This is a genomic window from Desulfuromonas soudanensis, from assembly GCF_001278055.1.
Lineage (GTDB): Bacteria > Desulfobacterota > Desulfuromonadia > Desulfuromonadales > WTL > Deferrimonas > Deferrimonas soudanensis.
The window spans coordinates 872,952-898,781 of record NZ_CP010802.1; the positions used below are offsets into that span (position 1 = coordinate 872,952).

At 60.4% G+C, this 25,830-nt stretch carries 21 protein-coding genes, 1 tRNA gene and 1 pseudogene; 11 read left to right on the forward strand and 12 right to left on the reverse strand.

Features of this window, described 5'->3' with window-relative positions; translation table 11 throughout:
• Nucleotides 1–483: 483 nt before the first annotated feature.
• On the reverse strand, nt 484–5,751 hold the full coding sequence (locus DSOUD_RS03710; RefSeq protein ID WP_053549737.1) for a hypothetical protein: 5,268 nt from the start codon (nt 5,749–5,751) through the stop codon (nt 484–486).
• A 497-nt stretch (nt 5,752–6,248) separates the two neighbouring features.
• On the opposite strand from DSOUD_RS03710, the gene DSOUD_RS03715 reads away from it, so the two are divergent.
• A complete protein-coding gene (locus DSOUD_RS03715) occupies nt 6,249–7,328 on the forward strand; it encodes an IS5 family transposase (RefSeq protein ID WP_053549738.1) in 1,080 nt (359 codons plus the stop codon).
• A gap of 152 nt (nt 7,329–7,480) precedes the next feature.
• On the opposite strand, the gene DSOUD_RS03720 is transcribed toward DSOUD_RS03715, so the two are convergent.
• On the reverse strand, nt 7,481–7,795 hold the full coding sequence (locus tag DSOUD_RS03720) for a hypothetical protein (protein WP_053549739.1): 315 nt from the start codon (nt 7,793–7,795) through the stop codon (nt 7,481–7,483).
• A gap of 362 nt (nt 7,796–8,157) precedes the next feature.
• On the opposite strand from DSOUD_RS03720, the gene DSOUD_RS03725 reads away from it, so the two are divergent.
• Entirely contained in the window at nt 8,158–8,805 is a 648-nt protein-coding gene (locus DSOUD_RS03725) for an SOUL family heme-binding protein (RefSeq protein WP_232426492.1), read from the forward strand.
• Nucleotides 8,806–9,004: 199 nt separating this feature from the next.
• Here the strand turns inward: DSOUD_RS03725 and DSOUD_RS03730 are convergent.
• A tRNA-Gly gene (locus DSOUD_RS03730) sits at nt 9,005–9,079 on the reverse strand.
• Nucleotides 9,080–9,277: 198 nt separating this feature from the next.
• Between DSOUD_RS03730 and DSOUD_RS03735 the strand changes: the two genes are divergently transcribed.
• Nucleotides 9,278–10,105 (forward strand): CvfB family protein, encoded by an 828-nt coding sequence (locus tag DSOUD_RS03735; protein WP_053549740.1) that lies wholly within the window; start codon nt 9,278–9,280, stop codon nt 10,103–10,105.
• Here the strand turns inward: DSOUD_RS03735 and DSOUD_RS03740 are convergent.
• The 3 genes from DSOUD_RS03740 to DSOUD_RS03750 all read right to left on the reverse strand — a co-directional run bounded on the left by DSOUD_RS03740 (nt 10,099) and on the right by DSOUD_RS03750 (nt 12,982).
• A complete protein-coding gene (locus DSOUD_RS03740; RefSeq protein ID WP_082351055.1) occupies nt 10,099–11,733 on the reverse strand; it encodes an SBBP repeat-containing protein in 1,635 nt (544 codons plus the stop codon). The two genes, DSOUD_RS03735 and DSOUD_RS03740, sit on opposite strands and share 7 nt — an antisense overlap.
• 169 nt (nt 11,734–11,902) lie before the next feature.
• A complete protein-coding gene (locus tag DSOUD_RS03745) occupies nt 11,903–12,385 on the reverse strand; it encodes an Hsp20/alpha crystallin family protein (RefSeq protein ID WP_053549742.1) in 483 nt (160 codons plus the stop codon).
• Between the two features lie 63 nt (nt 12,386–12,448).
• The gene (locus DSOUD_RS03750) at nt 12,449–12,982 is read right to left on the reverse strand and encodes a hypothetical protein (RefSeq protein WP_157671744.1); all 534 of its coding nucleotides are present in this window, start codon (nt 12,980–12,982) and stop codon (nt 12,449–12,451) included.
• 142 nt (nt 12,983–13,124) lie between these two features.
• Here DSOUD_RS03750 and DSOUD_RS03755 point away from each other — a divergent pair, with 142 nt between their 5' ends.
• The 6 genes from DSOUD_RS03755 to DSOUD_RS03780 all read left to right on the forward strand — a co-directional run bounded on the left by DSOUD_RS03755 (nt 13,125) and on the right by DSOUD_RS03780 (nt 16,908).
• The gene (locus tag DSOUD_RS03755; RefSeq protein WP_053549744.1) at nt 13,125–13,592 is read left to right on the forward strand and encodes an RrF2 family transcriptional regulator; all 468 of its coding nucleotides are present in this window, start codon (nt 13,125–13,127) and stop codon (nt 13,590–13,592) included.
• A gap of 40 nt (nt 13,593–13,632) precedes the next feature.
• Nucleotides 13,633–14,553, forward strand: a complete 921-nt coding sequence (gene cysK / locus DSOUD_RS03760; protein WP_053549745.1) for a cysteine synthase A — start codon at nt 13,633–13,635, stop codon at nt 14,551–14,553.
• 88 nt (nt 14,554–14,641) lie between these two features.
• On the forward strand, nt 14,642–15,451 hold the full coding sequence (gene larE / locus DSOUD_RS03765) for an ATP-dependent sacrificial sulfur transferase LarE (protein ID WP_053549746.1): 810 nt from the start codon (nt 14,642–14,644) through the stop codon (nt 15,449–15,451).
• A gap of 58 nt (nt 15,452–15,509) precedes the next feature.
• Nucleotides 15,510–15,935 carry a hypothetical protein gene (locus DSOUD_RS03770; protein WP_053549747.1) on the forward strand — a complete coding sequence of 142 codons (426 nt, stop codon included), beginning with the start codon at nt 15,510–15,512 and terminating at the stop codon, nt 15,933–15,935.
• Nucleotides 15,932–16,432: a thermonuclease family protein gene (locus tag DSOUD_RS03775; RefSeq protein ID WP_053549748.1), complete on the forward strand. Its 501-nt coding sequence runs from the start codon at nt 15,932–15,934 to the stop codon at nt 16,430–16,432. Before DSOUD_RS03770 ends, DSOUD_RS03775 begins: the two co-directional genes overlap by 4 nt.
• A gap of 194 nt (nt 16,433–16,626) precedes the next feature.
• Complete coding sequence (locus DSOUD_RS03780; RefSeq protein WP_053549749.1) at nt 16,627–16,908, forward strand: hypothetical protein; 282 nt, start codon at nt 16,627–16,629, stop codon at nt 16,906–16,908.
• A gap of 322 nt (nt 16,909–17,230) precedes the next feature.
• Here DSOUD_RS03780 and DSOUD_RS03785 read toward each other — a convergent pair whose 3' ends face one another.
• Entirely contained in the window at nt 17,231–18,310 is a 1,080-nt protein-coding gene (locus DSOUD_RS03785) for an IS5 family transposase (protein WP_053549738.1), read from the reverse strand.
• Nucleotides 18,311–18,415: 105 nt separating this feature from the next.
• Between DSOUD_RS03785 and DSOUD_RS19125 the strand changes: the two are divergent.
• Nucleotides 18,416–18,559, forward strand: a pseudogene (locus DSOUD_RS19125) (DUF2141 domain-containing protein); the annotation flags it as partial.
• Between the two features lie 66 nt (nt 18,560–18,625).
• Nucleotides 18,626–19,288, forward strand: a complete 663-nt coding sequence (locus DSOUD_RS03790; protein ID WP_082351057.1) for a MipA/OmpV family protein — start codon at nt 18,626–18,628, stop codon at nt 19,286–19,288.
• Between the two features lie 641 nt (nt 19,289–19,929).
• Here the strand turns inward: DSOUD_RS03790 and DSOUD_RS03795 are convergent.
• From DSOUD_RS03795 to DSOUD_RS03815, 5 genes are all read right to left on the reverse strand, one after another.
• On the reverse strand, nt 19,930–21,336 hold the full coding sequence (locus DSOUD_RS03795; RefSeq protein ID WP_157671746.1) for a SulP family inorganic anion transporter: 1,407 nt from the start codon (nt 21,334–21,336) through the stop codon (nt 19,930–19,932).
• Between the two features lie 289 nt (nt 21,337–21,625).
• Nucleotides 21,626–21,967: a hypothetical protein gene (locus tag DSOUD_RS03800; protein WP_053549752.1), complete on the reverse strand. Its 342-nt coding sequence runs from the start codon at nt 21,965–21,967 to the stop codon at nt 21,626–21,628.
• Between the two features lie 174 nt (nt 21,968–22,141).
• Nucleotides 22,142–23,413: a diaminopimelate decarboxylase gene (gene lysA / locus DSOUD_RS03805; protein ID WP_053549753.1), complete on the reverse strand. Its 1,272-nt coding sequence runs from the start codon at nt 23,411–23,413 to the stop codon at nt 22,142–22,144.
• A gap of 176 nt (nt 23,414–23,589) precedes the next feature.
• Complete coding sequence (locus DSOUD_RS03810; protein ID WP_053549754.1) at nt 23,590–24,333, reverse strand: DUF1847 domain-containing protein; 744 nt, start codon at nt 24,331–24,333, stop codon at nt 23,590–23,592.
• A 132-nt stretch (nt 24,334–24,465) separates the two neighbouring features.
• On the reverse strand, nt 24,466–25,809 hold the full coding sequence (locus DSOUD_RS03815) for a DUF1015 domain-containing protein (RefSeq protein WP_053549755.1): 1,344 nt from the start codon (nt 25,807–25,809) through the stop codon (nt 24,466–24,468).
• Nucleotides 25,810–25,830: the final 21 nt, after the last annotated feature.

The window sequence follows — 25,830 nt, forward strand, 5'->3', positions numbered from 1 at the left end:
GCGGGCAGGCTGAGCCGAGATCCTCACAAGAACCAAACTAAGCGACATCAAAATGGCCTACCTGGAAACGGGTAGGCCATTCGTTGTTCTCATGAGTGGGTAGGATTTTCAGAATGCAGAAGTATCGAGACGACTCTCTGCCCCCTGCTTGATGAGGATGGGTGTACTATTAATCCATAGGAAACGCAGGACCGCCATTTAGAACGACTTATAGGAACGCCCCAGCCCTTACAAACAGGCGGGGCGTTTTTGTATTGCGGATGGTGATTTATAGGACTGGAATCTATCTACACACTCAACGACTCAGTCCACCGGGCCGCGACGGCAAGCGCAGCGCCGCCGTTGCGGCTCCGGTTCAACTGACGGTTGGGCGTCAAATCACGATGGACTATCCACGGTCGGTTTCGGCCAACTGCAGACATTGAAATTGGGGAGGCGAACAAACTTTCGTCATTTCGACCACGTGAAGCCTGTTCTTGACCGCTATCGCAGCCGCTTAATGCGCTCTTGGAGAGCTAAGGCGGTTGGGGTATTCATAGCTGCAAGTGCAGCGGCTATCTCGACAACCGCCTGGCGCGCCTGAGCGTCTTGCGACAGGGCTTGCGCGTCGGAGCTCAACGCCGCCGCTACGAGCTCGACCAATGCGTCCCCCGTACCTTCGCGGTACCAGCGACCGGAAGGCTCGTGCTCCTTCAGCATGGCTGCGAGCCAGCGAAACCCGTCAAGGCGAAGCGGGGCTCCGAAATTCGTTGTCAGGAAGTTGCAGAAGCGCGTGATGCATTCTTCGTCGTGAGCCAGGTGCGCGGAGGACCAGCGTTCGTAGACATCCTTCATCCGCAGAGCCGCGCCCGGGTTGAGCCGGGACAGCGCGTCCTCGTTGCCGAAGCCGAGCAGGTCGCAAATCAAGCGCTCGCCGTAAAACCAGAGGCCGGGTTGAGACCAATCGGCCGCTAGGCCGTACTCCGCGGTCGCCCGCCAAACGCGCTCGAATGCCACTGGGTCCTCACCTTTCCCGAGACGCAGGAACAACCCGCGAATGAAGTGCTGCAGCGCGTGGTGTGCGGCCGGGCCGTGGGAGAGAACAGATTCCCAAACCGCGCGCTCTTCCCCTGCGGGCGCCGCGATCGACAGAGCTCCGAGCTTCAGAAGGATGTCGTAGCCGAGGTTCTGGCTCGGCAGGTCGTACTCGCCATGCTTCTTCTTCTCGCGCGCCTTGGCGCGCGTGGCGTCGTAATCCCATATGCGCAGCGCCAAGCGCGTGTCGAGATCGCGGTCGCCAGTGCCACCGCCTTCGATGAGCCAGTTAAACAGGACTTCGAGGAAGTGGCCGTCTAGCGAGCCTCCCCGTTTGCGCTTCGGCTTTCCGCGCCAAGCCTGGTCGCCGGCATTGTAGAACCGCAACCGGCGCTGGAAGTCCAAACGCTCTCGGCCCGCGACGACACGCTTAAAGTCGAGGTCATCCGGCGTCGCGGTCGGTCCGCGGAGCGGAAAGCGCCGTAGTCGCGCAAGCCACACTTTCCAGGCACGTTCTGCGTCGTCGCCATCGCCGTGGTGCGGAGCAAGCATGATGAGGCCCGACCAGAAGAGCCCGGCGCGGAGCAGCCGCCACCACGCAGCGCCAAGCCGCTCACGATTGGCATAGGCGACGCCGACAACAACCGCTGCCGCTCGCGAGTCGCCGCTCGTCAGAAGGCGCAGGACGGCGGTCTCCCATTCCTCAACGCCATCTTCATCGACAAGCCACAGGTGCATGACCGCGTAGGCGACGAACTTCAGCTCGTCGCGGCTCCCCATGCGCTGCCCGCGAATCTTTTCTCCTGTTGGCGCGACCGCCGCCACACCAGCGCGCACCACTTCGCGCGCGTGCTTCTGTGCTTCAGAGTTCTGGGCGAGCCAAGCGCCCCCCAATGCGACAAGCGTGCCGGCTGCGGCGAAGCGGCATCTTGATTTCGCGTCCTCATCCTCACCTTCTGTCCCCGCCTCACACTCCTGGAGCAGATTGAAGAGGTACGCGGCCTCATCGTCGGTAAGCGATTGGCCGCCAAGAAGCCGCTGTTCGCACCGGTCCGGCACAAGAAGGTATGCGAGGGTATGCGCGCTATCGGTCTGCCACGACTGCACCTCAAGGCTCAGTTCGTTAGGACAGACGAAGGCCTGTATTTCTGCGCCCGTCGCCTGGTCGGTGACGGTCTGATAGTTAGACCGGTCAAGCGCGGCGAAGAGCAGCTTGAACTCCAAAGCCTCTTTCGGGTCTTCAGGCAGCGCCCACGTCGGCAGCAGCGCTTGAAGACGCCGCGCAACGTCGCCGTCGGCCAACAGGAGGTCGACAACAACATCGAGGAACTTCTGCTGGCGATGGGGTGCCAGAGTCCAATCACGCGCGAAGTCGAACATCGCCTGGCCGCCCTGGAGCCAACTCCATCCGATGAAGTTGTCGCCAACCTGCTTCACGCGAACGCTGTCCCAATAGAACAGGTTCGAGAACGTAATCAGGGCCGCGAGGGGCCCCGTCAGCAGCGACGGCCGATACTTGGCGACGTTGAGAAGCACGCTGACGAGCGCCGCGGAGTTTCCCTCCCGGAGTATCCTCTCGATATCAGCGGCGATGTCCTCACCCGCGTCTAGCCGTATCGTAAGCCAGCGCTCCAACGCATCGAGAGCACAGAACAGGTTTCCGTTGCGCATCTCATTGGACTGCGGCCAGCCGAAAACCTGCCACCCGCCGGGGAACGTCTTATCCGACCCGTCCGCGAAACGCAGTGTCACCCCGGGAGCCTCACCGGTGCGGCCCTTCATGACCTCTGCGACCCAGCGCTCCGTGCAGAAGTTCACCAGCGCGATGAGCGAGGTGAGCGCCGGTTCCGGGGCCAGCTGGAAGAAGGGGAAGAATGGGCTCTTCCAGAAGGCCGTCGGATACGCTTCCTCGGGGTATTCGAGGCCGAGGTCAATTTCGAACCGCGCGGGCCCGTACTCCCGTTCCGGCTGGTCTTCGATGATGAGTGCGAGCAGGACTTCGGCCGCCAGCCCAGGCTGCGCACGCATCAGAGACTGGATGCCGTTATCCTTGATGCAGGCGGTCAGGAAATCCCTGTCGACCTTGCCCATCGCCCCCAGCGGCCAAGGCGGCAATCGCTCGCGGAACGACCCGAGGGAGACTGGCATCTGCTTCCGTTTTCCGTGCCGCGCCTTGTATTCGGCATCCGTCTTCAGACGCTCGGCGTGCGCCTTCGCCTTCTGTAGCTGAGCCTCCGCGATGCGCCGTTTGACGTCAGTGTCGACCTCTCGGCGTCCCGCGAGTTCGAGCACCCAGTTCCCGACCTCGGTCGGCAGGTCGGCCGCGCCAGCCAGTGGTGCTGTGTACAGCAACGGCTCACGCGTCAGGTACATCACACCGTGGCCCTTCTCGACTTGCACGGTCCGAGCCATGGCGAGCGCCATCTCCGCCATTTCCAGGCGAAAAGGCATCGGATTGCCGCTGGTCAGCGTGCGCGGCGTCTTCGTGAGCCAAGTCTCGATGACCTTCGCGAGAGCGGCCGAAACCAGCCCAGCTAGTCGCTCCCGCTGAGCGATGAGAAAGCGGAGAACGGGCGGCCACCGGCCAAAGACAATCGAGCGGTACCGCACCTCCATATACAAGCCAACCGCCGCGCTCAGTCCCATTCCGCCGCCGGTTGGTACCGTCGCGATGTGGTGGAAGCGCAGCAGCAGCCGCGTGAAGTGTTTCGCGCCGTTGTCGAGCAGGAGTTCGACGCGTTCAATCAGGAAGCGTTCGGCGTCGGGGTCCAAGCAGAGCGCATCAAGTAGGATATCGCCCGCCAGCTCGTTCTTCGCAGCCTCGGCGGCCCCGAAGGCGACGTCCCAGGCCGTGCCAGTCTCGGCCGGCTGTCGCAGCAGAAACTGGCCCAACATCCGGAGCGCGTTCGTCCAGAGCGGATTGCCGGCCAGGACAGCCCACTGCGGCATGTCGGTCCAAATCTGCTTCAGGAACTGAAAGCGCGCCCAATCCGCCGCGAGGTCGTGCTCGAACTCGATGCGGTTAGTCCGCTCGTTCAGGCGCAGCGGAAGCTCCTCGGGCCGCTGCGTGAACGTCGCCGTGTCCGCCGGCTCCAAGTCGGTTAGCGCGAAGCTGCGCTCGAACGATCCTTCTCGCTGGGCGAGGCGCATTATCAACGCCTGCACGTCGGCGCGGTCTTTGGTCCAATACTTCCAGAGGCGGTCGGCGATGGCGGTGTGAGAGGTCAGTCCGCCGGCGTTCGGCCCGAGCGCCGGACCCGCCTTGATGACCCACGCCAGTGTCCGCAGGTTCGTCAGCGCCGCGATGGTGTCGTCATGCGCGGCCAACCAGCCCAAGGTGGGCGAAGGCAGAAGCGCGAGCTTCACTGCATAGGGCTTGAGCGTTTCGACCTCGACGAGATGCGCTTTCCGCCCGCCGAGTAGCATCTCTTCGCCTTCTACCCAACTCTGCGTTTGCGTGACGATGACCACCCGCCACGCACCCTGGTTCTCTTCGCCGTCATTCAGGCGGATGGCTTGAAGCAGTTGGCGGATGACGACGAACTCGCCGGCCTCGATGCGCTCCATCGAGTCGATGACCAGCACGTTCTGCGGTTTCACCGTGGCCTTCAGCACCAGCGAAAGTTCGTGCGTCAGGGGAAGGTCGCTGCGCCGCGCCGCGCTGAGCGCCGTCTTCAAATCTTCCGAACCGAGCCACACCTGGTTCCAAGTTGGGTACGAGCCGTCCAACACCGACTTGACCAGCGCCGACTTACCCGAGCCCGACTCCCCGAAGACCACCGCGACCGGGTGGTCGACGATCGCTACCTGGAGCGACGCTTTCTCCGCCGTACGGGGCACGGCATAGCCTGAGGGCAGCTCCGTCTCTATCCGCGCCTTGTAGTCCGTGGTGATGTTGGAGAGCGTCTCCCAATCACGCTCAAAGTCAGGGTGATGGCGGAGGCCGAACTGGCCCCGGAGCAAGGACAACAGATCGGGGACGGTGATGGTCCCGCTACGAAGGCGCACCTCTTTTGCGACGTTGATGAGCCGTTTCCAGAGCGCCTGCGCTTCGTCTTCACGGCCAGACGCGAGCAAGCGACGGCATTGCGCGATAGATTGGGTCTCATTCTCGGAGTGCGCGAACTGCAAGTCGGTCGGCAGCACGTGCAGGCAGCGAATGAGCCCGATGGTTTCCTCGTCTGACGCGCCGCCGGGCTTCTGGACGCTGGCGAAGACGCGCGACTGCCTCATATTGCTGCGGATGCGACTCATCGCGAGCGCGGTATCCGGGCCACTGCACGCGCTCTTCACCTCGCGCCACGCAGGTTCGAACGCTTGATGCGTGCCGAGCGTGACCAAGGCCAGCCCGTCGGCCGCGCGGTTGAACGGCCCCTGCGGGTCACGCCACAGTTCCCAAGCGCACGTCACGAAGTCAGCGGGGAGGCCCGCCCCGGTCACCTGCAAATTGCCCTTCGCCGAGATCGCCAGCCGTCGCGGCACGCCGGTCGCCTGGACCGTCAGCAGCAGGTCGTCAATACGCCAGCCCAACGTCGAGACTTGGGCTTGGACCTGCGTGATCACGCCGCCGATACCCGGTGCCTGCTCACCTGACAGGGCCTTCACCAACTGCCAGGCGCTTATCAGGTCCTCAAACTCGAACCCGGCGCCGCTCGTCGACCGCAGCGTCGCGGGCGCACGTTTCGCGCTACCGCCGCGAGGCGCTTTCGGCTTCGATGTTTTCTTAGCCGGGGCCATTAGCTTCCCAATGCTTGTAGCTCTGGATTATTGCCATATCCGTCGGCGAGAAGCTGGGCGTGCAGGCTCCTCGCAGCCTTATGGTGAGCTTGAAGCAATTCCTGATTGCAGACCTCCGGAACGTCTTCAAAGGGTCGAAAGCGGGCGCTCCGGACTCCTTGACGCCCAACGCCCTCATTTGCGGCTGTTTTGGAGCGCAGCGGAAAAACAGTCCGACAACATGCGTTTGTTATGGCTTCTTTTAGACGGATTGAAACATGTCATAAATACTTGTCTCGATTCTTGCGTGGTGCTTGTAATTGCCACGACATGCCAAATCGGCGAAGTGTTTTACCCACTACGATATCCGCGTAGCACGTGGCCGGGACTAAACCAGCCCAATCTTCTAGCAGGCTGTTGAAAAACTATTTGCCCAAGCCCTTGATTTTGCTGGCCTTCATATCTTGATTTTGTTATAATTTTGCGCATAAACGTCTGATATTGCAGGAGAAAACGTTATGCGCGGAGAAGACCAGAATCAACAGGCCATGTTCAGTTATGTTTCACCGGAAGCTCGGGTTCCCAAGGATCACCCCTTGCGTCCGATTCGGATCATGGTCGACAGCGCCTTCAATGATCTGGCTCCCTTGTTTCGGGAGATGTATTCGCATACCGGCCGGCCGTCAATTCCGCCGGAGCAGCTCTTGCGAGCCTCTTTACTGCAAGTGCTCTACTCCATTCGTAGCGAGCGGATGCTGGTTGAGCAACTGGATTACAACCTGTTGTTTCGTTGGTTCGTCGGGCTGTCCATGGACGACAAGGTCTGGAATCATTCCACCTTCTCCAAGAACCGGGAGCGCCTGATGCAATTCGAGGTTGCGACGGCGTTTTTCCAGGCGACCAAGGGACTTGCCGAGCGGGCCGGACTGATGTCGAAAGACCACTTTACCGTAGATGGAACCCTGATCGAAGCCTGGGCCTCGATGAAAAGTTTCCGCCCCAAGGATGATCAGGATCAAGACCCGCCAGCAACGGGCGGCCGCAACCCTGATGTTGATTTCAAAGGACAAAAGCGCAAGAACGACACGCATCAGTCGATCACCGATCCGGATGCCCGACTCCTCAAAAAGGGCAAAGGAAAGGAATCGAAACTCTGCTACATGGGTCATGCCCTGATGGAAAACCGCAACGGCATGGTGGTCGACAGCCGCCTGACTCTGGCCAATGGCACCGCCGAATGGGATGCCGCCCTGGAGATGGTTGAAAATCTGCCGGGCACAAATCGGGTCACGGTCGGCGCAGACAAGGGCTACGATGTTCCGGTCTTCGTCGATGGTTTACGGGAACGGTTGGCAACGCCGCATGTGGCTCGGAAAGACAAGGGCACTGCGATTGATGAACGAACCACCCGTCATGAAGGCTACCGGGTCAGCCAGAGAATCCGCAAGCGGGTTGAAGAAATCTTCGGCTGGCTCAAAACTGTCGGCTGTCTGCGCAAGACGCGACATCGAGGGCTTGACCTGGTCGGTTGGATATTCGAATTCGCCATGAGCGCTTATAATTTGACCCGAATGCGTAACTTGATTTGGTCAACATAGGCAAAAAGGGCAAAGACTGCCGATTGATGGCAGAAAAACGGCCTTAACGGGCCACTAAACAAGGAGAATTGGCAAGAAACCAACGAAACACAGATTGTCAAAGATCAAAAAAATGATTTCGGGAGGGAACAGGTCGCCTCCCAGTTGGTTTTTCAACGACCTGCTAGCGCATATTCGCCTGCTGCCAGACCCGTAATTCGTCCGGGGGTAGCTCCCCCGGACGAAAGAGTGATGATCTTAAATGGATCACGAAGGTCGACAAACGTACTGCTGGAGTTGAACAACATCGCAATCACCGCCCCATTCTTCGGCGGGGTATCAACTCTGATTATCAGCTCAGCCGCTTCTACATTCGAAGACCAGAAAACACAGGTGATCGCGAGCAGTGCAATGCTGAGAACGATGAATTTAAAGTTAAGTTCATGGTTTCCAATGGCATCTCCGGCCAAGTGGGCTTTTACGTGCATAATCGTACGATCCCTTGGGCCAGATAAGTGGCCGGAGCTCTGTCACCTTGAACCAGGTGGCGTGGGTGATTCAGTGTACAGCAATGATATTACTACTAATATCTTGACTATCAATCTTTTGCCGACGTTACTGCTATAGTATTATCAAAATATACGAGGAGGCGAAACGCAATGCCTTTTGGTTTGTGCTGCCTGTCCAAACGAGAAATAATTTCCTTCCGGAGGACCGCCGCCAAATCACTGCTCGCCATGAACCGCAGCGAACAACTGCTCAAGCTGTCCGGTTTCTGTCATGACAATGTCCGCAACCCTCGGTGTGCCGTCCATGCCGGAACTAAATTTATATAAGAAGGAGCCGAACGATGACCATATCGACAGCGGAAAACCGGTTCAGATTGATCGCAACGGTAGCCTTATTCATATTCGCAGGAGTGGTGCACGCCATGGCAACAGAAGAAGCCCCCTACACTGTTCTGAAAACAGACCATATCTTCGAATTGCGCGAATACCCGCCCCAGATCCTGGCCGAAATCATTGTGGAGGGAGAGTTGGAAGATGCGGGTAGCAAGGCCTTCAGACCGCTGTTTCGTTACATCTCCGGTGACAACAGATCACGCGGTAAGATTGCCATGACGGCTCCTGTTTCTCAGGAGCAACTGGGAGAGAAAATATCCATGACCGCGCCGGTCAGTCAGCAGAGAGTACAAGGGAAGTGGGCTGTAAGTTTCATGATGCCGCCATCATACACCCTGGAAACTCTGCCGGTTCCTGATGATCCAGACATCAAGCTCCGACAGGTTCCTGCTCGCCAGGTTGCAACTGTGCGCTATTCCGGTTTCTGGAGTGAGAAAAAATATCAGCTCTACAAAGAAAAACTGGAAAAATGGATCAAGGATAACCGCTTTACTGTTACCGGTGAACCGGTCTGGGCACGTTATAACCCTCCTTTTACACCGTGGTTCATGCGCCGAAATGAGATCCAGATTCCGGTAGATGCCGGAGCTGACTGATTCAGAAAGGGTCCCTGTGAAATTAATTGCTTAAAGACGGCAGGGTTAAATACCCCCACAATCTGCAGAGTGCATCAAGGTTATTTACGGAAAAGATTTCAATCCGACAGTAAAACAGAAATGCCCCGGCTGCATGCGAAAGAACATGCGAAAGCCGAGGCATTTTACCGTCAACCATTTGAAAATAGTTGAATATTTTTGGAGCGGGAAACGGGATTCGAACCCGCGACTTCGACCTTGGCAAGGTCGCACTCTACCACTGAGTTATTCCCGCTTAGGAGCCTGTCTTTACTGACGGGGTCGTACTAATAACAAATCATTGAGCGCAAGTCAACAGCTCTCTGGCTGAGGAGGTGCTTTTTGTCCGGAGCGCCGTCGAAGACTTTGGAGAAAAGAAGCAGAATCTGCTATGGTGTTCATCCCCGCCGCGACCCCGCCGCGGCCCCCTTCCTCCTTTACCCTGTGAGAACCCATGCTCGAACTCGGCCGCTTCAATACCCTGACCGTCTCCTCCATCGACCGCTCCGGCGCCCACCTGCAGGGCGGCTCCGAAGAGGTCATCCTCCCCCGCACCGAGTTGCCCGAAGGGATCGCCGAGGGGGACCGCCTCACCGCCTTCGTCTACCGCCGCGGCGCCGGCCCCCTCGAAGCGACGCTCCGCACGCCGAAGGCCCAGGTCGGGGAATTTGCCTTTCTGGAAGTCCGGGAGACGGCACCCTTCGGCGCTTTTCTCGACTGGGGGCTGGCCAAGGATCTGCTCGTCCCCCTCGCCGAGCAGCCGGAGAAGATGGTGGCGGGGCGCAAATACCTGGTCAAGATCGGCCTCGACAACGAAGGTCGGGTCGTCGGCACCGCCCGCATCGACCGCTGTCTCGAATCGGAGGAGATCCGCCTCGAAGAAGGGGAAGAGGTAGCGCTCCAGGTCCGTTGCATGACCGACCTCGGCGCCAAGATGATCATCAACGATCTCTACGACGGATTGCTCTACAGGGACGAACTCTGGCCGGGAGCGACCGTCGGCGAGCGGCGCACAGGGTATGTGAAAAAAATACGCGCCGACAACAAGATCGATGTCACCCTGCGCCGAAGCGGCGCCGAAGTCACCTCCGAGGCCCGGGAAGCGATCCTGGCGGCTCTAAAAAAGAGCGGCTTTCTCCCCCTGCACGACGGCAGTTCCCCCGAAGAGATCCGCAGCCGGTTGGGGATGAGCAAGAAGACCTTCAAAAAGGCCCTCGGCGCCCTTTACCGGGAAAAGCTCGTCGACCTCGGCAGCGACGGCACCCGCCTCAGGAATCACTGACGGTTGCCGGATGCGTCGTACTTGACGAGCACGGCATCCTCTCCTCCGGCCCAGGGATTGGCATCGAGGGCGCCACTGACCATTCCGGCGACGAAGGCGTTCTCCCCCCCATCCGTTTCCACCCCGTACCCCCGGTCGGCGCCGCCCGTGCCGATCTGCCGGGCCCAGCGGCGACTCCCCTCCCCATCGTAGCGGACGACAAAGAGATCCGAATTCCCGGCGCTGGCGTTGAGTTCCCCGAGACTGCCGAAGGTATCCCCTGCCACAGAGATCTGGCCGTGGGGGTCGCAGGCCACACTCCGGGCGGCATCGGCGGAAACTGTCCCGAACTGACGGCTCCACAGCAGTCCGCCGCTTCCGTCGTACTTGAGGAGAAAGGCATCCTCCCCTCCCTGCCGAAGATTGCCGTCGAGGGCTCCTGAGGTGGCGCCGGCAACGTAGACGCTCCCGGCATGGTCCAGGGCCACGCCATAGGCGACATCGGAAGAGACGGTCCCGAGCTGCCGGGTCCACAGCCGGATTCCAGCACCGTCGTATTTGAGGAGAAAGAGGTCGTCGCTGCCGGCTCCGGCGTTGCCGTCGAGGCCCCCCTGGGTCGCCCCGACGGCATAGACGTTGCCGCTTCCGTCGGCGGCCACGCCGTAGGCCAGATCCGCGGAAAGAGTCCCTCCCTGGCGCAGCCACGCCTGGGTTCCGAGACTGTCATACTTGGCGACGAACAGATCCGTCCCCCCGACAAAGGGGTCGCTGCCGAGGACTCCGGAAGCTCCCCCCGCCACCAGAAGGTTGCCGAGACCGTCGACGGCCAGTCCGTAGGCGGCATCCTCTCCGGCGCTGCCGAACTGCCGGAGCCACTGCCGGGTTCCGCCGCCGTCGTACTTGGCGACAAAGATATCCGTCCCCCCCTGCGACGGGGAAGCGGTCAGCGCCCCGCCGGTCCCTCCGGCCAGATAGACGCTCCCCCCGCCGTCCACGGCCACGGCATAGCCGAAATCGTCGGCGACGGTCCCCAGTTGCCGTAGCCACTGCCGGGTTCCGGTCGCGTCGTACTTGGCCAGGAAGATATCCGCGCCGCCGTTCCCGGGGTCGGCGGTGAGGGCGCCACCGGTTTCGCCGACGAGATAGAGGTTGCCGACCCCATCCATCGCCGTTCCCCGAACGGCATCAAAAGCGGCGGTGCCGAACTGGCGGGCTCCGGCACCCCAGGAAAGGGTCTCCGTAAAGAAGGTCCAGTCGTGGTCGGCCGCCAGCGTCCCCCCGTCCTGGGCGGCAATGGCCGTGGTCAGGGTGGCGCTGATTGTGGTGCCGGGAGGGAGCGGGTTCGAAGGGATAAAGGTCACCCGTGTTCCGAGGGGATCGAGGAGGACCTGTCCGGGGATTCCGACCCCCCCGGCGCGGACCACAAAGGTGCCGTTATGGACCGTCTGCGGATTGATCCTCCGATCAAAAAACGCCTCGATCGCCACGGTCGCCGCCACCGGCGCCGATCCCTCCGCCGGACTGGTCGCCGTCACCACCGGGGGCGTGGGCACCACGTTCCCCGACCCTCCGCCGCAGGCAGCCGTCAGCCCCGCCAGCAGGAGGCCGACGAGCACGACGGCCTTGGAGTCAATTGTCATTCTTGTCATGCCTTCCTCACTTTTTTCTCTGTCGGGAAAAAAAGAAACCCTACAGAACTTTTATCCCCTGAGAAAAAAAACGCAAGCATCCCAACAAAAACAGACGCCTCAGGGGCGTCTGTAAAAACCGACTGCGACAAGACGGGTCCGGTCGTCTTTGGTTTGTTAATCTAAGCATTTAGTGAATCTTCTTCGTTCCTTCCTCGGCCCCCTCGATGAGAACCTTGCGGCCGCCGAGGGTTTTGGCCATCGGCATGGTGATTTCGAGGACTCCGTTCTTGTAGGTCGCACGGATCTTCTCCGTATCGACCCCGTCAGGCAGAGTCAGCCGCCGCAGGAAGGAGCCGCTCTGCAATTCGCGGAGCAGATATTCCTCTTTTTTCGTTTCCTTGCTGATCTTGCGCTCGCCGCGGAGCGTCAGCACTCTCCCCTCGACGTTGATGTCCAGATCCTTCTTCTCGACACCGGGAATCTCGGCTTCGACGTAAAAGGTCTGGTCCTTGGTAAAACAGTTGACCTGCGGCGCCATCAGGAGCTCCCCTTCTGTCGCCGGCTCAAGGGCCGTTCCGAAGGTACGGCGGAACAGCTCATCCATTTCCCTGTGCAGGGTTCCAAGCGGGCTGCCCAGATCCCTGAGAGGATCCCAGCGTATCGGTAGCATAAACGTCACCTCCTTGGGTTTTCGGACCCGTCTTTCGCCAAACAACTTTACTCTGCAATTCAATTATTTACACCCTAACCCGGCCATGTCAAGACCCTCTCCGGCGCTGGAATCGGCGGGCTGAAGGTGCCGTTTCCATGTCCGGGCAAAGGAGCGGATCGGCTCGAAAGGATTCTCCTCGGCGAGGCCATAGCTGACCCCGCCGATATGGATCGTGAGTACTTCGCCGCTCACCATCCCCAGCCGGTCGTCCCCGTCGAAGGAGGCATTGCGACACTCGATGCGCACCGGACAGGCGGCCGGGGGGAACTTCGCCCCCCTTTCGACGCCGAGTCCCCCCTTCTCCGAGGCGTTAGGATCCGCAGGGTCGGAAAAAGGGGCGAGATGGATCTCGAAGGAACTGCCGGGACAGAGCTCTCCCTCCCCGTATTGCCGGCTTTGCAGCCGAAAGGAGATCAATGGCGGCAGGGAACAGACGATGCCGAGCCAGCCGACCGGCGACACCCCCCAGTCGCCGTCGGGGGTGGTATAGGTCATCCAGGCGCCCCCGGTATGGAGGCGCTCCCTGTCGAGCTTCCTGAGACATTCGACCATCATCAGACTCCCGGCTTGGCAAAGATTGGGATCTAAGTAAAGCAGAAAAAGACCCATTCTCAAGGGGAGGGATGAATTAATTCTTGACAGAATTGATGGACTTTATTAATACTTTAACAACAACAGCTTGGAGGATAATACCAACATGAAACTCTCGACAAAGAGTCGCTACGGCCTGCGGGCCCTCTTCGACATGGCCTATCACTCGGGAAACCTGCCGGTGCAGATCAAGGACATCTCCCGTCGCCAGGCCATCTCCCCCCGCTACCTCGAACAGATCTTCCAGGACCTGAAAAAGGGGGGATTGCTCAAAAGCAAGCGCGGCCCCCAGGGGGGGTACTCCCTGTCCCGAAAAGCCGAGGAGATCACCGTCCGGGAGATCATCCTCGCCGCCGAAGGGGAGATGGCCCTGGTCGACTGCGCCAGTGAAAGCAAGAAGGACAAAAAATCCTGCGAGTTCGACTCCCACTGCGTCACTCAGCGGGTCTGGAGCGAGGCGAGCCGGCGACTCAACGACTACTTCGACTCGGTCACCCTCCAGGATCTCTGCGAAGAGGGGAAAAAACTCGGGCTGGAGAAGGAACTCGACCACCGATTCATGTACTTCATCTGACGACCGGGCCCCCCGGCAAACATTCCACAGGAGGACGTTCATGCCGAATGTCATCAGCACCAATCCCCTCGGCCAGATCGGCAACACCCCGCTGGTCGGCCTGACCCGTCTCTCCGACCCGGCCGGCGCCACGGTCTGGGGGAAACTCGAAGGGACCAACCCCGGCGGAAGCGTCAAGGACCGTATCGCCCTGGCCATGGTCGAGCAGGCGGAAAAGGACGGCTGCATCAGGCCCGGGGACACCATCGTCGAACCGACCAGCGGCAACACCGGCATCGGCCTCTCCCTCGTCTGCGCGGTCAAGGGGTACAAACTGATCCTGACCATGCCCGACACCATGAGCCTCGAGAGGCGGCGGCTCCTCGGCGCCTACGGCGCAGAACTCGTCCTGACTCCCGGAGCCCAGGGGATGCGCGGCGCCATCGAAAAGGCCGAAGAGATCGCCACCGCCAAAAAGTGCTTCTTGCCGCAGCAGTTCAAGAATCCGGCCAATCCCCGGATCCACGAGGAAACGACCGGACCGGAGATCCTCCGGGCCCTCGACGGCAAGATCGACGCCTTCGTCGCCGGCGTCGGCACCGGCGGAACGATCACCGGGGTCGGCCACGTCCTGCGCCGTCACAACCCGAAGATCCACATCGTCGCCGTCGAACCGGCGGACTCGCCGGTCCTCTCCGGCGGCGAACCGGGGCCGCACAAGATCCAGGGGATCGGCGCCGGATTCATCCCCGATGTTCTCGACACCGCCGTCTATAATGAGGTGATCACCGTCAGCAACGACGATGCCCTGAACACCGCACGCCGCCTGGCCCGCGAGGAGGGGATCTTCTCCGGCATCTCCTCCGGCGCCAACATCTTTGCCGCCCTCCAGGTGGCCAGGAAGCTCGGCCCCGGCAAGAACGTTGTCACCATGCTCTGCGATACCGGCGAACGCTACCTTTCGACAGGGATCTTCGACTGAGGTCGCAGCGCCGCCTGCAGGAAGGTAAAGTATTCGGCCGTCGTCCCGTTCCCTCCAACCCGACCTGGCCAGCAAGGACACCCGCCCCATGACCGTCGCCCGCAAATACGAACGGCTGCAGACCCTCCTGAAGGAGATGGAGTCGGCGGTGATCGCCTTCTCCGGCGGCGTCGACTCCACCTTTCTGCTGCGGGTCGCCGTGAACGTCCTCGGTCCGGAGAAGGTGGTGGCCCTCACCGCCACCTCGCCGACCTATCCCGAGCATGAGTTCGAGGAAAGCCGCGCCCTGGCCGCCGCCTTCGGCGTGCGTCAGGTGGTGATCGAGAGCAACGAACTGGACATCCCCGGCTTCGCCCGGAACGACCGCCGCCGCTGCTACCACTGCAAGAAGGAACTCTTCACCCTCTGTCGCGACAAGGCCCGGGAGCTCGGCTACAGGGCGATTCTCGACGGCTCCAACCTGGACGATCTCAAGGACTTTCGACCGGGACGGGAGGCCGCCGAAGAACTGGAGGTCCGTTCGCCGCTGCTGGAAGCCGGGCTCACCAAGGAGGAAATCCGCCAGCTTTCCCGGGAGCTGAACCTGCCGACCTGGGACAAGCAACCCTTTGCCTGCCTCTCCTCCCGCTTCCCCTACGGCACCGAGATCACCCCGGAGCGCCTGGTGCAGGTGGGGCGCTGCGAAACCTTTCTGCGCCGGCACCGCTTTCACAACTACCGGGTGCGCTACCATGGGGAAACGGCCCGCATCGAGCTGGCTCCCGGCGAGATCCCCCGCCTCCTCGACGACACCCTGCGCCTCGCCCTGGTAGAGGAATTCAAGGGGGCCGGCTTCACCTACGTCGCTCTCGACCTCGAGGGATACCGCACCGGCAGCATGAACGAAGTCACCCCCTGACCCTCATCTCACGCGTTCGCCTTCCATCGAATCCGGGGTCGCCCCTCAAGGAGGTCGCATGTCCCGAAACAGCGTCATGATGGCTGTCTGCTTCTGTGCCGGCATGATCGGCGCCCTGGCCAACAGCCTTGCTCTCTGGCTTGCCGGCGACCTGGGGATCACCGCCCTGGCGGGGGTCGCCCTGGCGCCGGATCTGACGCCGGCCTGGCTCTATCCGCGCCTCGTCTGGGGCGGGCTCTGGGGGCTTCTCTACTTCCTCACCGTCGGAGGGCGCAACGCCCGCTGTCACTGGGTGCGCAAGGGGCTGTGGATCAGCCTCCTCCCCACCCTGGTCCAGCTTCTTCTCGTCTTTCCCCGTCAGACCCCTTACGGCCTCCTCGGCCTTGGCCTCGGCGCCCTGACTCCTCTCTTCGTTTTCCTCTTCAACTGCGTCTGGGGCTTCTTCACCGGCCTCTTCGCCCGTCTCCTCTGGGGTCGGGGTTGAAAGCCGCCCTCCTTCGCTTTTTTCTCGCCGTCGCCCTCCTCTTCCCCTTCGTTCCAGGCGTATTGGCCCAGGAAACATCCGGCAAGGTCCTTTGGGCCTACGACGGCGATACCATCAAGGTCGCCGGAATCGGCAAGGTGCGCCTGCTCGGCATCGACGCCCCCGAGCGGGAGGATTCGGAGCGGGATCGCTACCTGCAGCAGCAGGGGGTATCCACCGCGGCCCTGCGCCGGATCTCCGCCGAGGCCCTGCGTTTCACCATCGCCGCCGCCAAGGGGAAGACCGTAGCCCTGGAATTCGATAGGGAGAGGACGGACCGCCACGGCCGCACCCTCGCCTACGTCATCCTCCCCGACGGACGCACTCTCAATTCCCTCCTTCTCGAGGAGGGACTGTCGGTGGTCTACCGCCGCTTCGACTTCGCCCGCAAAAAAGAGTTCCTCGCCGCCGAAGCGACAGCCCGCGGGGCCGGCCGGGGGCTCTGGGGCAACAGGTAATCGCAAACGTTTTTTCTTTTCTGGGGTATGCACTTAACTCCACGTCAGGCTAAAATATTTCGATGTTAAGGTAGACGGATAGCTCGTGCGTGCCTCAGAAATTAGGGTATTTAATACAAATTTAGCCCTCTTTTAAATTGGCGAGATCTTGAAATGGCTTCCGATTTGTTCACCAAGAAAAAAATTGTCTCAGTATGATCGTCAAGTTAAAGAAATGGGCTGAATTTTTGCACACCTTCCACTTGGTCATTTTTAAAACAATTGCTGCTATGTTTTCAGACAAAATTGATGAGGCGATGTTATGCGGTATGGATGATATTCCTCCAATCCAAGGTGGGGTAGGCTCTGAGCATCGCAACAATTTCGCTAACCATTTACGTTCGATTCATGAAAAAAAGGAGATCTTGAAAAGGGAAAGTGGGAAGATTGGATGCATGCATTATCCATGGCTGACATCACAGAACCTTTATATATAGTGATGAGTAAGCATAAAATCCCGAATTCTGATATTGAATCATGGGGGAAAAGTGACATTAAGTCATTTATGGACTCTATACCTACTCGCAAACTAGACATTCATCTCCACAAGCAGGTGCTCAAGAATCCTCAGTATAAGCCCAAGCATAGTGATCTAGCAGGTCGTTGAAAAACCAACTGGGAGGCGACCTGTTCCCTCCCGAAATCATTTTTTTGATCTTTGACAATCTGTGTTTCGTTGGTTTCTTGCCAATTCTCCTTGTTTAGTGGCCCGTTAAGGCCGTTTTTCTGCCATCAATCGGCAGTCTTTGCCCTTTTTGCCTATGTTGACCAAATCAAGTTACGCATTCGGGTCAAATTATAAGCGCTCATGGCGAATTCGAATATCCAACCGACCAGGTCAAGCCCTCGATGTCGCGTCTTGCGCAGACAGCCGACAGTTTTGAGCCAGCCGAAGATTTCTTCAACCCGCTTGCGGATTCTCTGGCTGACCCGGTAGCCTTCATGACGGGTGGTTCGTTCATCAATCGCAGTGCCCTTGTCTTTCCGAGCCACATGCGGCGTTGCCAACCGTTCCCGTAAACCATCGACGAAGACCGGAACATCGTAGCCCTTGTCTGCGCCGACCGTGACCCGATTTGTGCCCGGCAGATTTTCAACCATCTCCAGGGCGGCATCCCATTCGGCGGTGCCATTGGCCAGAGTCAGGCGGCTGTCGACCACCATGCCGTTGCGGTTTTCCATCAGGGCATGACCCATGTAGCAGAGTTTCGATTCCTTTCCTTTGCCCTTTTTGAGGAGTCGGGCATCCGGATCGGTGATCGACTGATGCGTGTCGTTCTTGCGCTTTTGTCCTTTGAAATCAACATCAGGGTTGCGGCCGCCCGTTGCTGGCGGGTCTTGATCCTGATCATCCTTGGGGCGGAAACTTTTCATCGAGGCCCAGGCTTCGATCAGGGTTCCATCTACGGTAAAGTGGTCTTTCGACATCAGTCCGGCCCGCTCGGCAAGTCCCTTGGTCGCCTGGAAAAACGCCGTCGCAACCTCGAATTGCATCAGGCGCTCCCGGTTCTTGGAGAAGGTGGAATGATTCCAGACCTTGTCGTCCATGGACAGCCCGACGAACCAACGAAACAACAGGTTGTAATCCAGTTGCTCAACCAGCATCCGCTCGCTACGAATGGAGTAGAGCACTTGCAGTAAAGAGGCTCGCAAGAGCTGCTCCGGCGGAATTGACGGCCGGCCGGTATGCGAATACATCTCCCGAAACAAGGGAGCCAGATCATTGAAGGCGCTGTCGACCATGATCCGAATCGGACGCAAGGGGTGATCCTTGGGAACCCGAGCTTCCGGTGAAACATAACTGAACATGGCCTGTTGATTCTGGTCTTCTCCGCGCATAACGTTTTCTCCTGCAATATCAGACGTTTATGCGCAAAATTATAACAAAATCAAGATATGAAGGCCAGCAAAATCAAGGGCTTGGGCAAATAGTTTTTCAACAGCCTGCTAGTCGTTTACCACGATGAAAATGGCAATGGCCGCCTGGACGAGAACTTCATAGGCATCCCGAGTGAGCCCCTTGGTTTTTCAAATCGCTACTGGCCACAGGGGCCGCCCACATTCACCAACGCCGCGTTCAAGCTCGAAGCGGGCGAAGCTAAAACGATCGATGTCAAACTGCAGTCTGTATTTGGAAGCTCAGGCATCCTTAGCTTGGGAGCAGGTGTTATCTCAAACACGAGTCCATACCGTGAGGCCAAAAGCTGGAATGTTCAGCCCGTTCCGGCGATCAGTTATATCGGTGACCGAATACAGGTTTTTGGTTTGACTGTTAATTGTGGACTTCTGGAGTGGAGTGATTTCGCGCTGGCAGCGACTGCAAGTTACCGATTCGGGGTCTATCGCGAGGAAGACAGCTCCTACCTCCAGGGTATGGGAAACCGAAAGGACACCGTTTTGGGAGGGCTGGCATTGCAGTATGAATTGCCCGAGGGGTTCAACCTTTCTGCCGGTTACGAGCATGATATCCTTGGCCGAACTGGCGGGGGAATAGGTCGTTTAGGTTTGAAAAAGGCCTTTCAGCTAAACTTGCTGACGATTTCACCGAAAATTTCAATGAACTGGCTTACCGATGAACTGGCCGATTACGAATACGGAGTGTCTGCGGTTCAAATCCGTGCGGACCGCCCTGCTTATCATCCCGGTGATGCAGTGAATCTCGAATTAGGAGTTACCCTGTTTCGCGAACTTTATAAGAATTGGCAAATCATTCTTGGTAGCAGTATTGTTTTCTTACCCTCGAATCTAAAGGACAGTCCGATTGTTGATCAGTCGCAAGTCATCAATTTATTCACAGCCGTCACCCGAAGGTTCTGAAGATCTGTGCCCATATAAATCGGCCTACTATGAAGTTCAACGAATATAACGGCAAGACCATTGCTGGACAAACCGAATGGGCGGACCGGCAGTGGCGGAGGCTTCCCCTTCGAATTGTTGGTCAAAGGGTGGTATAATGAAGGTGCGGGAGGAGAGAGTTCTTTGACAGGAAAGGGAGTGTGGGTTCGCCAAGGGATGCGCCTGCCGGAAGACAACAAACACCGGATTCCGTGAAGAGGGCCTCCGGAGAAAGGCGGCCGTGAGCCGCCGCGACTCTACATTCCTGAAATATTCGAGATGCCGGTTTGCCCCGGCCTCACGACGGAAGCCGTATCATCCCATCCGCTTGGGGCGTATCACCCCCGCAAAGTGAGCCGGCGCCGAGGGTTTTACGGTCGTTTCGGTCCTGCAAGGAGCGACACGGCTGGTTCCGGAGGCGCCAGGGTCGACGGATTGGAGTAAAGCGGGCCGTGGTCACATCGGCATCTCTGTCAAAAGGAGCGCCCCGGAGTTCTACTCCGGGGCGCTCCTTTTTTTTTTACGAAAAAATGCCCCGGCGGGTGCCGGGGCCACTGGAGAGAGCTCGTCGATCGTTGAAGGACCTTTCGGGACTATCCCCTGGGGTCGAAGGGTGTGGTCCGTCAATCCTCCCGGAAAATACCTTCGGTCTCCGCGGCGGGGATCAGGTCGCGGATCGGGTTGCCGCGGCACAGCAGGCGGTTGTGCAGATAGAAGAGGGCGGTAAAACCGGCGACGGCCACATTGAGGTTCCAGGCGATGGTGACCGCTGCGGTGCCGAGAATGAGCAGCATCTCGCGGTTGCTGACGAAGATCGGCTCCTCGTCGTGGCGGTTGAAGAAGTCGGTGATCAGCCGGGCCCGGTAACGGGTCAGTTCCTTGCAGTAGATGCGCAGGGGGCGAAAGTCGAAAACATCGTAGCCGACCTTGAACAGCACCCCGGCAAAAACGGCCTTGGGGATCAGATTGATGGCGTCCTGGAAGAGAATCATCTCGACGAGGACGAAGATCCCGGCGGCGACCCCGGCCAGGCGCAGGGTGGCGTTTTCCTTCACCAGGAGGACGGAGCGGATGGTGGCCTGGGCGCCGGGAATGCCGCCGATGAGCGCCACGGAGGCGTTGGCGACCCCCTGGGCCACCAGTTCCCGGTCCTGGCGGGTCGGCTCGCCGGTCATCTTGTCGATCACGAGGGAGGTCAGGAGGGTATCGAGATAGCAGAGAAGGCTGAGCTGGATGGCGAAGGGCGCGGCGGCAACGATCAGCGCCAGCGACCAGGAGGCGGGCCACTGGCTGTGGATCAGGGACTGAAGGTCGGCGAAGCTGCCAAGGTGCCCGTCGAGGGAGACATGGGCGATGGGGAGGCTGAGCCCGTTGGCCAGCAGTGTCATCAGGACGATGGCGACGAGGGTTGCGGGGAGGTAGTGAGCCAGGCCCGGGACCCGTTTTCTGAGGAGACCGGGGAGGAGGAAGATCAATGCGACGGTGGACAGGGTGACGAGGACGTTGAGAACGATCGGCCCTTCCATGGCGCGTTTACCGCCGAGGCCGAAGATGGTTTGACTCTGGCCGATCCAGATCAGCAGGGCGATGCCGCTCATAAATCCCGAGATGACCACGTTGGGGACCAGACTGATGAATTTCCCCAGGCGCAGAACCGCCATGAGCATCAGGAGCGCGCCGGTGAGGAGGAGGACCAGGGTGATGAAGTGGTCGGGGTTGTAGCCGGAGAGGGCCGCCGGGGGGTTCTCGTAGGCGAAGGAGACGACGGTGGCCGTGAGCGCCCCCATCGGCGCCGTGGGGCCGGAGCACTGGATGCGGGTGCCGCCGAGAAGGGAGCAGACGAAGGCGATGATCCCGGCGGAGAACATGCCGACGAAGGCTCCCCGTCCGGAGAGGATGCCGAGGGCCGCCCCGAGACTGAGGGCAACGAAGCTCACGGTCAGTCCGATAATGATGTTCTGCAGGATTTCCGCCGCCAGTACAGGGGAGGTGAAGCTGGCCGGGGGGGCTTGAGACAGTTCGCTTTTCATGGGTTGAGTCCGGCCGTCCTCTGTTTTGTTTTGGTCGTCATCGCCCCCCCCCATCCTCCTCTCTTCCCGGAAGGGAGGAGGATGGGGGGGGGCGGGGCGATCCGGATGAGGGCCAAACCCCTTTTGGTCGCCGACAGTTATAGTTTGGCTGTGTATTTTTTTAATATGGATAAAAGATATAGGCCATATGGAAAAAAATAACAATGTTTTTTTGCGACGAGAAATGCGGGGAGCCCCCCCTTTTTGGCCAGGAGCCAAAGGGGGGGCGGGGGGCGGCAGGGGGGTGGGATCAGTCTTCGATTTCGATCGGTTCTTCGGCGACGTCGTAGACGAGTTCGTGGACTTCCAGGTCGAACCACTGACGGAACAGGTCGAGGTCGCGGTTCTTCGGCCAGGTTTTGCCGTCGGCGGACCAGGCCGCGAGCTGATTGTCGAAGATGAGGGTAAAATTCTCCTCGAGAAAGTCGCGGCCGTCGGCGGGGCAGTCGAATTCGGGGATCAGCAGGGCCGTGGCGTTGCTGCGGACTTCCTCGAGAGAGACGACCCCGGCGGCCCCTTGGAAACTGTTGGCCCAGTCGACATAGGGTTGGCGGGGTTTGATGACTGCGGCGGTACGGTTGATCAGGCGCATGTGCTTCTCCGTTTCGCCCTGGTCCGGGCGGGTGGAAGGGGGAAGAAGGAAGAAGATAAAAGGAAGAAGGAAAAAGGGAGGGCAACTTCTCCCTGGCGTCTCTCCTCCATCTTTGGCTGCGGAAGGGACAGGGTTCAAAAAGAAGAGGGTCGGCCAACGGCCGACCCTCTTCTTTTAGGACTGGGCCGGTGTGAAGCGGTCGGGGGAGAAGTTGTAGGTGGCAAAATAGTCCTCCACCGTTTCGGCGCGGCGGATCATCTCGACGCTGCCGTCGGTGCGCAGGAGGAGTTCCATCGGGCGCAGCCGTCCGTTGTACTGGAACCCCATGGCGTGGCCGTGGGCCCCGGTGTCGTGGATCACCAGCAGGTCCCCCTCGTCGACTTTCGGCAGCTCGCGCTGCACGGCGAACTTGTCGTTGTTCTCGCACAGGGAGCCGACCACGTCGTACACCTCGGTTTTGGGCGACTGCTCCTTGCCGATGACGTCGATGTGGTGGTAGGAGCCGTAAAGGGCCGGGCGCATCAGCGCCGACATGCAGGCGTCGACGCCGACGTACTTGCGATAGATGTCCTTGTGGTTGATGGCCCTCGTCACCAGGACGCCGTGGGGTCCGGTCATGAAGCGTCCGCTTTCCATGTACATCTTCGGGGCATAGCCGTGTTTGGCGCGGAAGGCGGCGAAGAGGGCGCCGATCTCGGCGGACATGGCGGGAAGGTCGAGCCCGTGGTCTTCCGGCTTGTAGGGGATGCCGAAGCCGCCGCCGATATTGACGAATTCAAAACGGATGCCGAGGGCGTCCTCCACCGTCTCCGCCAGGGAGAGGACCATGCGCGCCGTCTCCACCATGTAGGTGTAGTCGCGCTCGTTGGAGGCGACCATGGTGTGCAGTCCGAAGCGGCGGGCGCCGCGTTTCTGCGCCCTGCGGTAGGCTTCGACCACCTGCTCGTGGCTGATGCCGTACTTGGCCTCCACCGGGTTGCCGATGATCAAATTGCCGGTGCGGCGCGGCCCGGGATTGTAGCGAAAGCAGATCAGGTCGGGGAAGGGGGCCGGGACCTTGTCGATGAGGGTGATGTCATCGAGGTTGAGGATGCAGCCGCCGTCGGCGGCGGCGAAGGCGAACTCCTCGTCGCTGGTGTTGTTGGAGGTAAACATGATGTCCTCGGCCGTGGCGCCGAGCTCGCGCGCCAGGATCAGCTCGGGGATCGAGGAGCAGTCGAACCCGAACCCCATCTCCTTCATCAGCTGGAGGATGCGCCGGTTGGGGAGGGCCTTGACGGCGTAATATTCACGGTATCCTTCGATTCCGGCGAAGGCCTTCTTCAGCTCCTCGCCGGTAGCGCGGATTCCGGCTTCGTCGTAGAGGTGGAAGGGGGTGCCGAAATGGGCGGCGATCTCTTCGACGGCGGGAAAGAGGCGGCTCTTGAAGGATTCGGACATGGGCATGGGGTGAAGATCTCCTGTCGATTAAAAGGATAATTTTAGTTGGCTGTCCGCGTTCCCGGAGGCGCCGTCGAATCGGCGCCCCTTTTTCGCGGAGCAAAAGCCGGAAATGTAAAGGATTCCTGCGGAAAAAACAAGGGGGTCTCGAGGTGCCGGCTCAGGGATGGTCCGAGGGGCTCCTAGCTTTTGTCCCGTTCCGGAATCACCAGCGGCTGTTTCTGCAGCCGTTTGTAATAGAAATTCTGGCCGTAGAGAACCGCCGCCGGATTGTGGCCGGTGACCCGGTCCTTGACCACCAGGGTCGTCACCGGCGCCCGGGAATGTTTGGCGAAGAGCATGTCGTGGCCGACGCAGAGGCCGACGATGATGTTCATGTCGCTGCCGGCCTTGTTGAGGAGTTCGGCCTGGGCGATGGGGTTGCAGGCCGGCTCGAAGGTGCCGGGGCGGACCTTGTAACTTTCGCTGATCCCGAGGGCGAGCTTGTCGATGCTCCCGGCCTTGCAGCAGACCGAGAGGGGCTCGAAGCCCTGGGCTTCGAGAATGGCCGAGAGGCGGTTGGTCTCTTCGAGGAGGCCGATGCAGGTGGCGATGCCGATCTTCTGGTATCCCATCAGTTTGGCCAGGGCGATGGTGTCCTCGACCCGGGTCCAGCGGGCGTTGACCGCATCCGAACCGGGGATCGGCTGGTAGCAGAGCCCTTCGACCTCGGCGGCGACCCGGGCGAGGCGGGCATCCTCGCTGTCGCCGCTGTAGAGGGCAAAGGCGTCGGCGATCACCTCTTCTTCGCGCTCGGAGGGGCAGTAGCCGGGGCGGGGGAGGGAACTCTCCGGTCCGCTCCAGCAGCTGGTCGCTCCCTGTTTCTGCCAGACGGCGCTGCAGCTGGCGCAGCTCAGGGGTGTCTCTTTGTCGCGGGGATCGCTCATGGTGAGGGCCTCTCTTGAAGGGGGGGCATCGTCTTCGAAGAAGGCCTATTGTGGCGGGAAACGGAAGAAATTGCAAGGGGGGAGAGGGCGCGGCGCCCCTCCCGGGGCGCCGCGACGCCGGGGCAGAAAGGGTCAGCGGCCGATGCGGCGGCACTCGAGGTAGAAGCGTTTCTCGTCCGCTTCTCCCATGGAGAAGGTCTTGCGGGGGAGGGCGCCGTCGAGGATGATGGTTTTGAAGAGTTCATGCTTGGAGAGGGCCGGGAGGTAGAAGCCGACGTTCCCCGGGCGGGAGCCGAGGGCGGTGACGCTCCCCTCGCCGTGGATGTAGTCGATGCGGGCCCCGGCCGTCTCGGCGAGGTAGGCGTCGAGAAAACCCTGCAGAGTGGCAACCGTCAGCTGAAGGGTGGGATTCTCGATCACCGCCAGCGCGAAGTGCCCCTCGGCGACCAGGGGGAGGAGATGGCGGGTTTCTCCTTTCTCGGCCTGCAAGGCGGCGTCGAGGGCGGCGCGGTTCGCGACTTCGAGGATGCGGCAGGAGGAGCCGGCGGCGGCAAAAAATCCCGTCATCATCCGGGCCAGTTTGGAGAAGTCGACGTCGAAGACGACGCGGTGGATCGGCTCGAACTCCAGCCCCGGGTCGTGGATGTTGACCAGCTCCACCAGCGCCCAGCGGGCCGGGTGATCCATGATCGCCGTCGAATCGGCCGCTTCCCTCTTGAGCTTCTCCCAGATCGCCTTGGCGGTGGCAAAGGAGTGGTTGCCGTCCCCCATGGCGTAGAGGACCGGCGCCTGGTCCTGCAGGGCGTATTTCTTTCGGAAGGCCGCCGGCTCCGCGAGGGCCGCCAGGGCCGATGCCACCCCGGCGATGCTCCCCTCGTCCTCGACGCGCCAGCCGCGGAGGCGTCCGCCGCCGAGCATCAGGGGAAAGTCGTAGGCCATCGGGTGCTCCTTGTCAAAGAGGGGCTCGATGACGGTGCGCTCCGGGTCGTCGATGAGGACCATGATGTGCGGCAGCTCGAGGCTCGCCTTCTCCCGCACCCGGATCCGCGGCGGCAGGCGGTCGAGGATCGTCCCCTCGGTGGCGCGGATCAGGGAGGTGGAGGCGGCGCCGTAGTCGTAGGCCTCGAGGTCGAGGGCGACCATCAGCCCCTTGCGCGAGGGGGCGTGGGCGGTCTGGCGGTCGACAAGGACGAAGCCGGGGGGGAGGGGCTGGAGGATTCCTTCGGCCAGATAGCGGTCCATGGCGGCGTTGATGCCGGCGATGCGCTCGGCGCTCTCCTCCTCCTCGAGGAAAATTTCGGGGAAGATCAGCTCCAGAGTCGAGGGGGCGCCGTCGACCACCTCCCGGACCTTTGCCCAGTAATCGGGATCGGAGGTGTACTGGTCGCAGGCGATCACCGCCCAGCGGGTCATGTCGACCCCTTCGGCGGGGAGGAGGATGGTGGGGACTCGAAGAGCGATCCGGTCGAAATTCATGGCAGGCTCCCTGCGCGATCG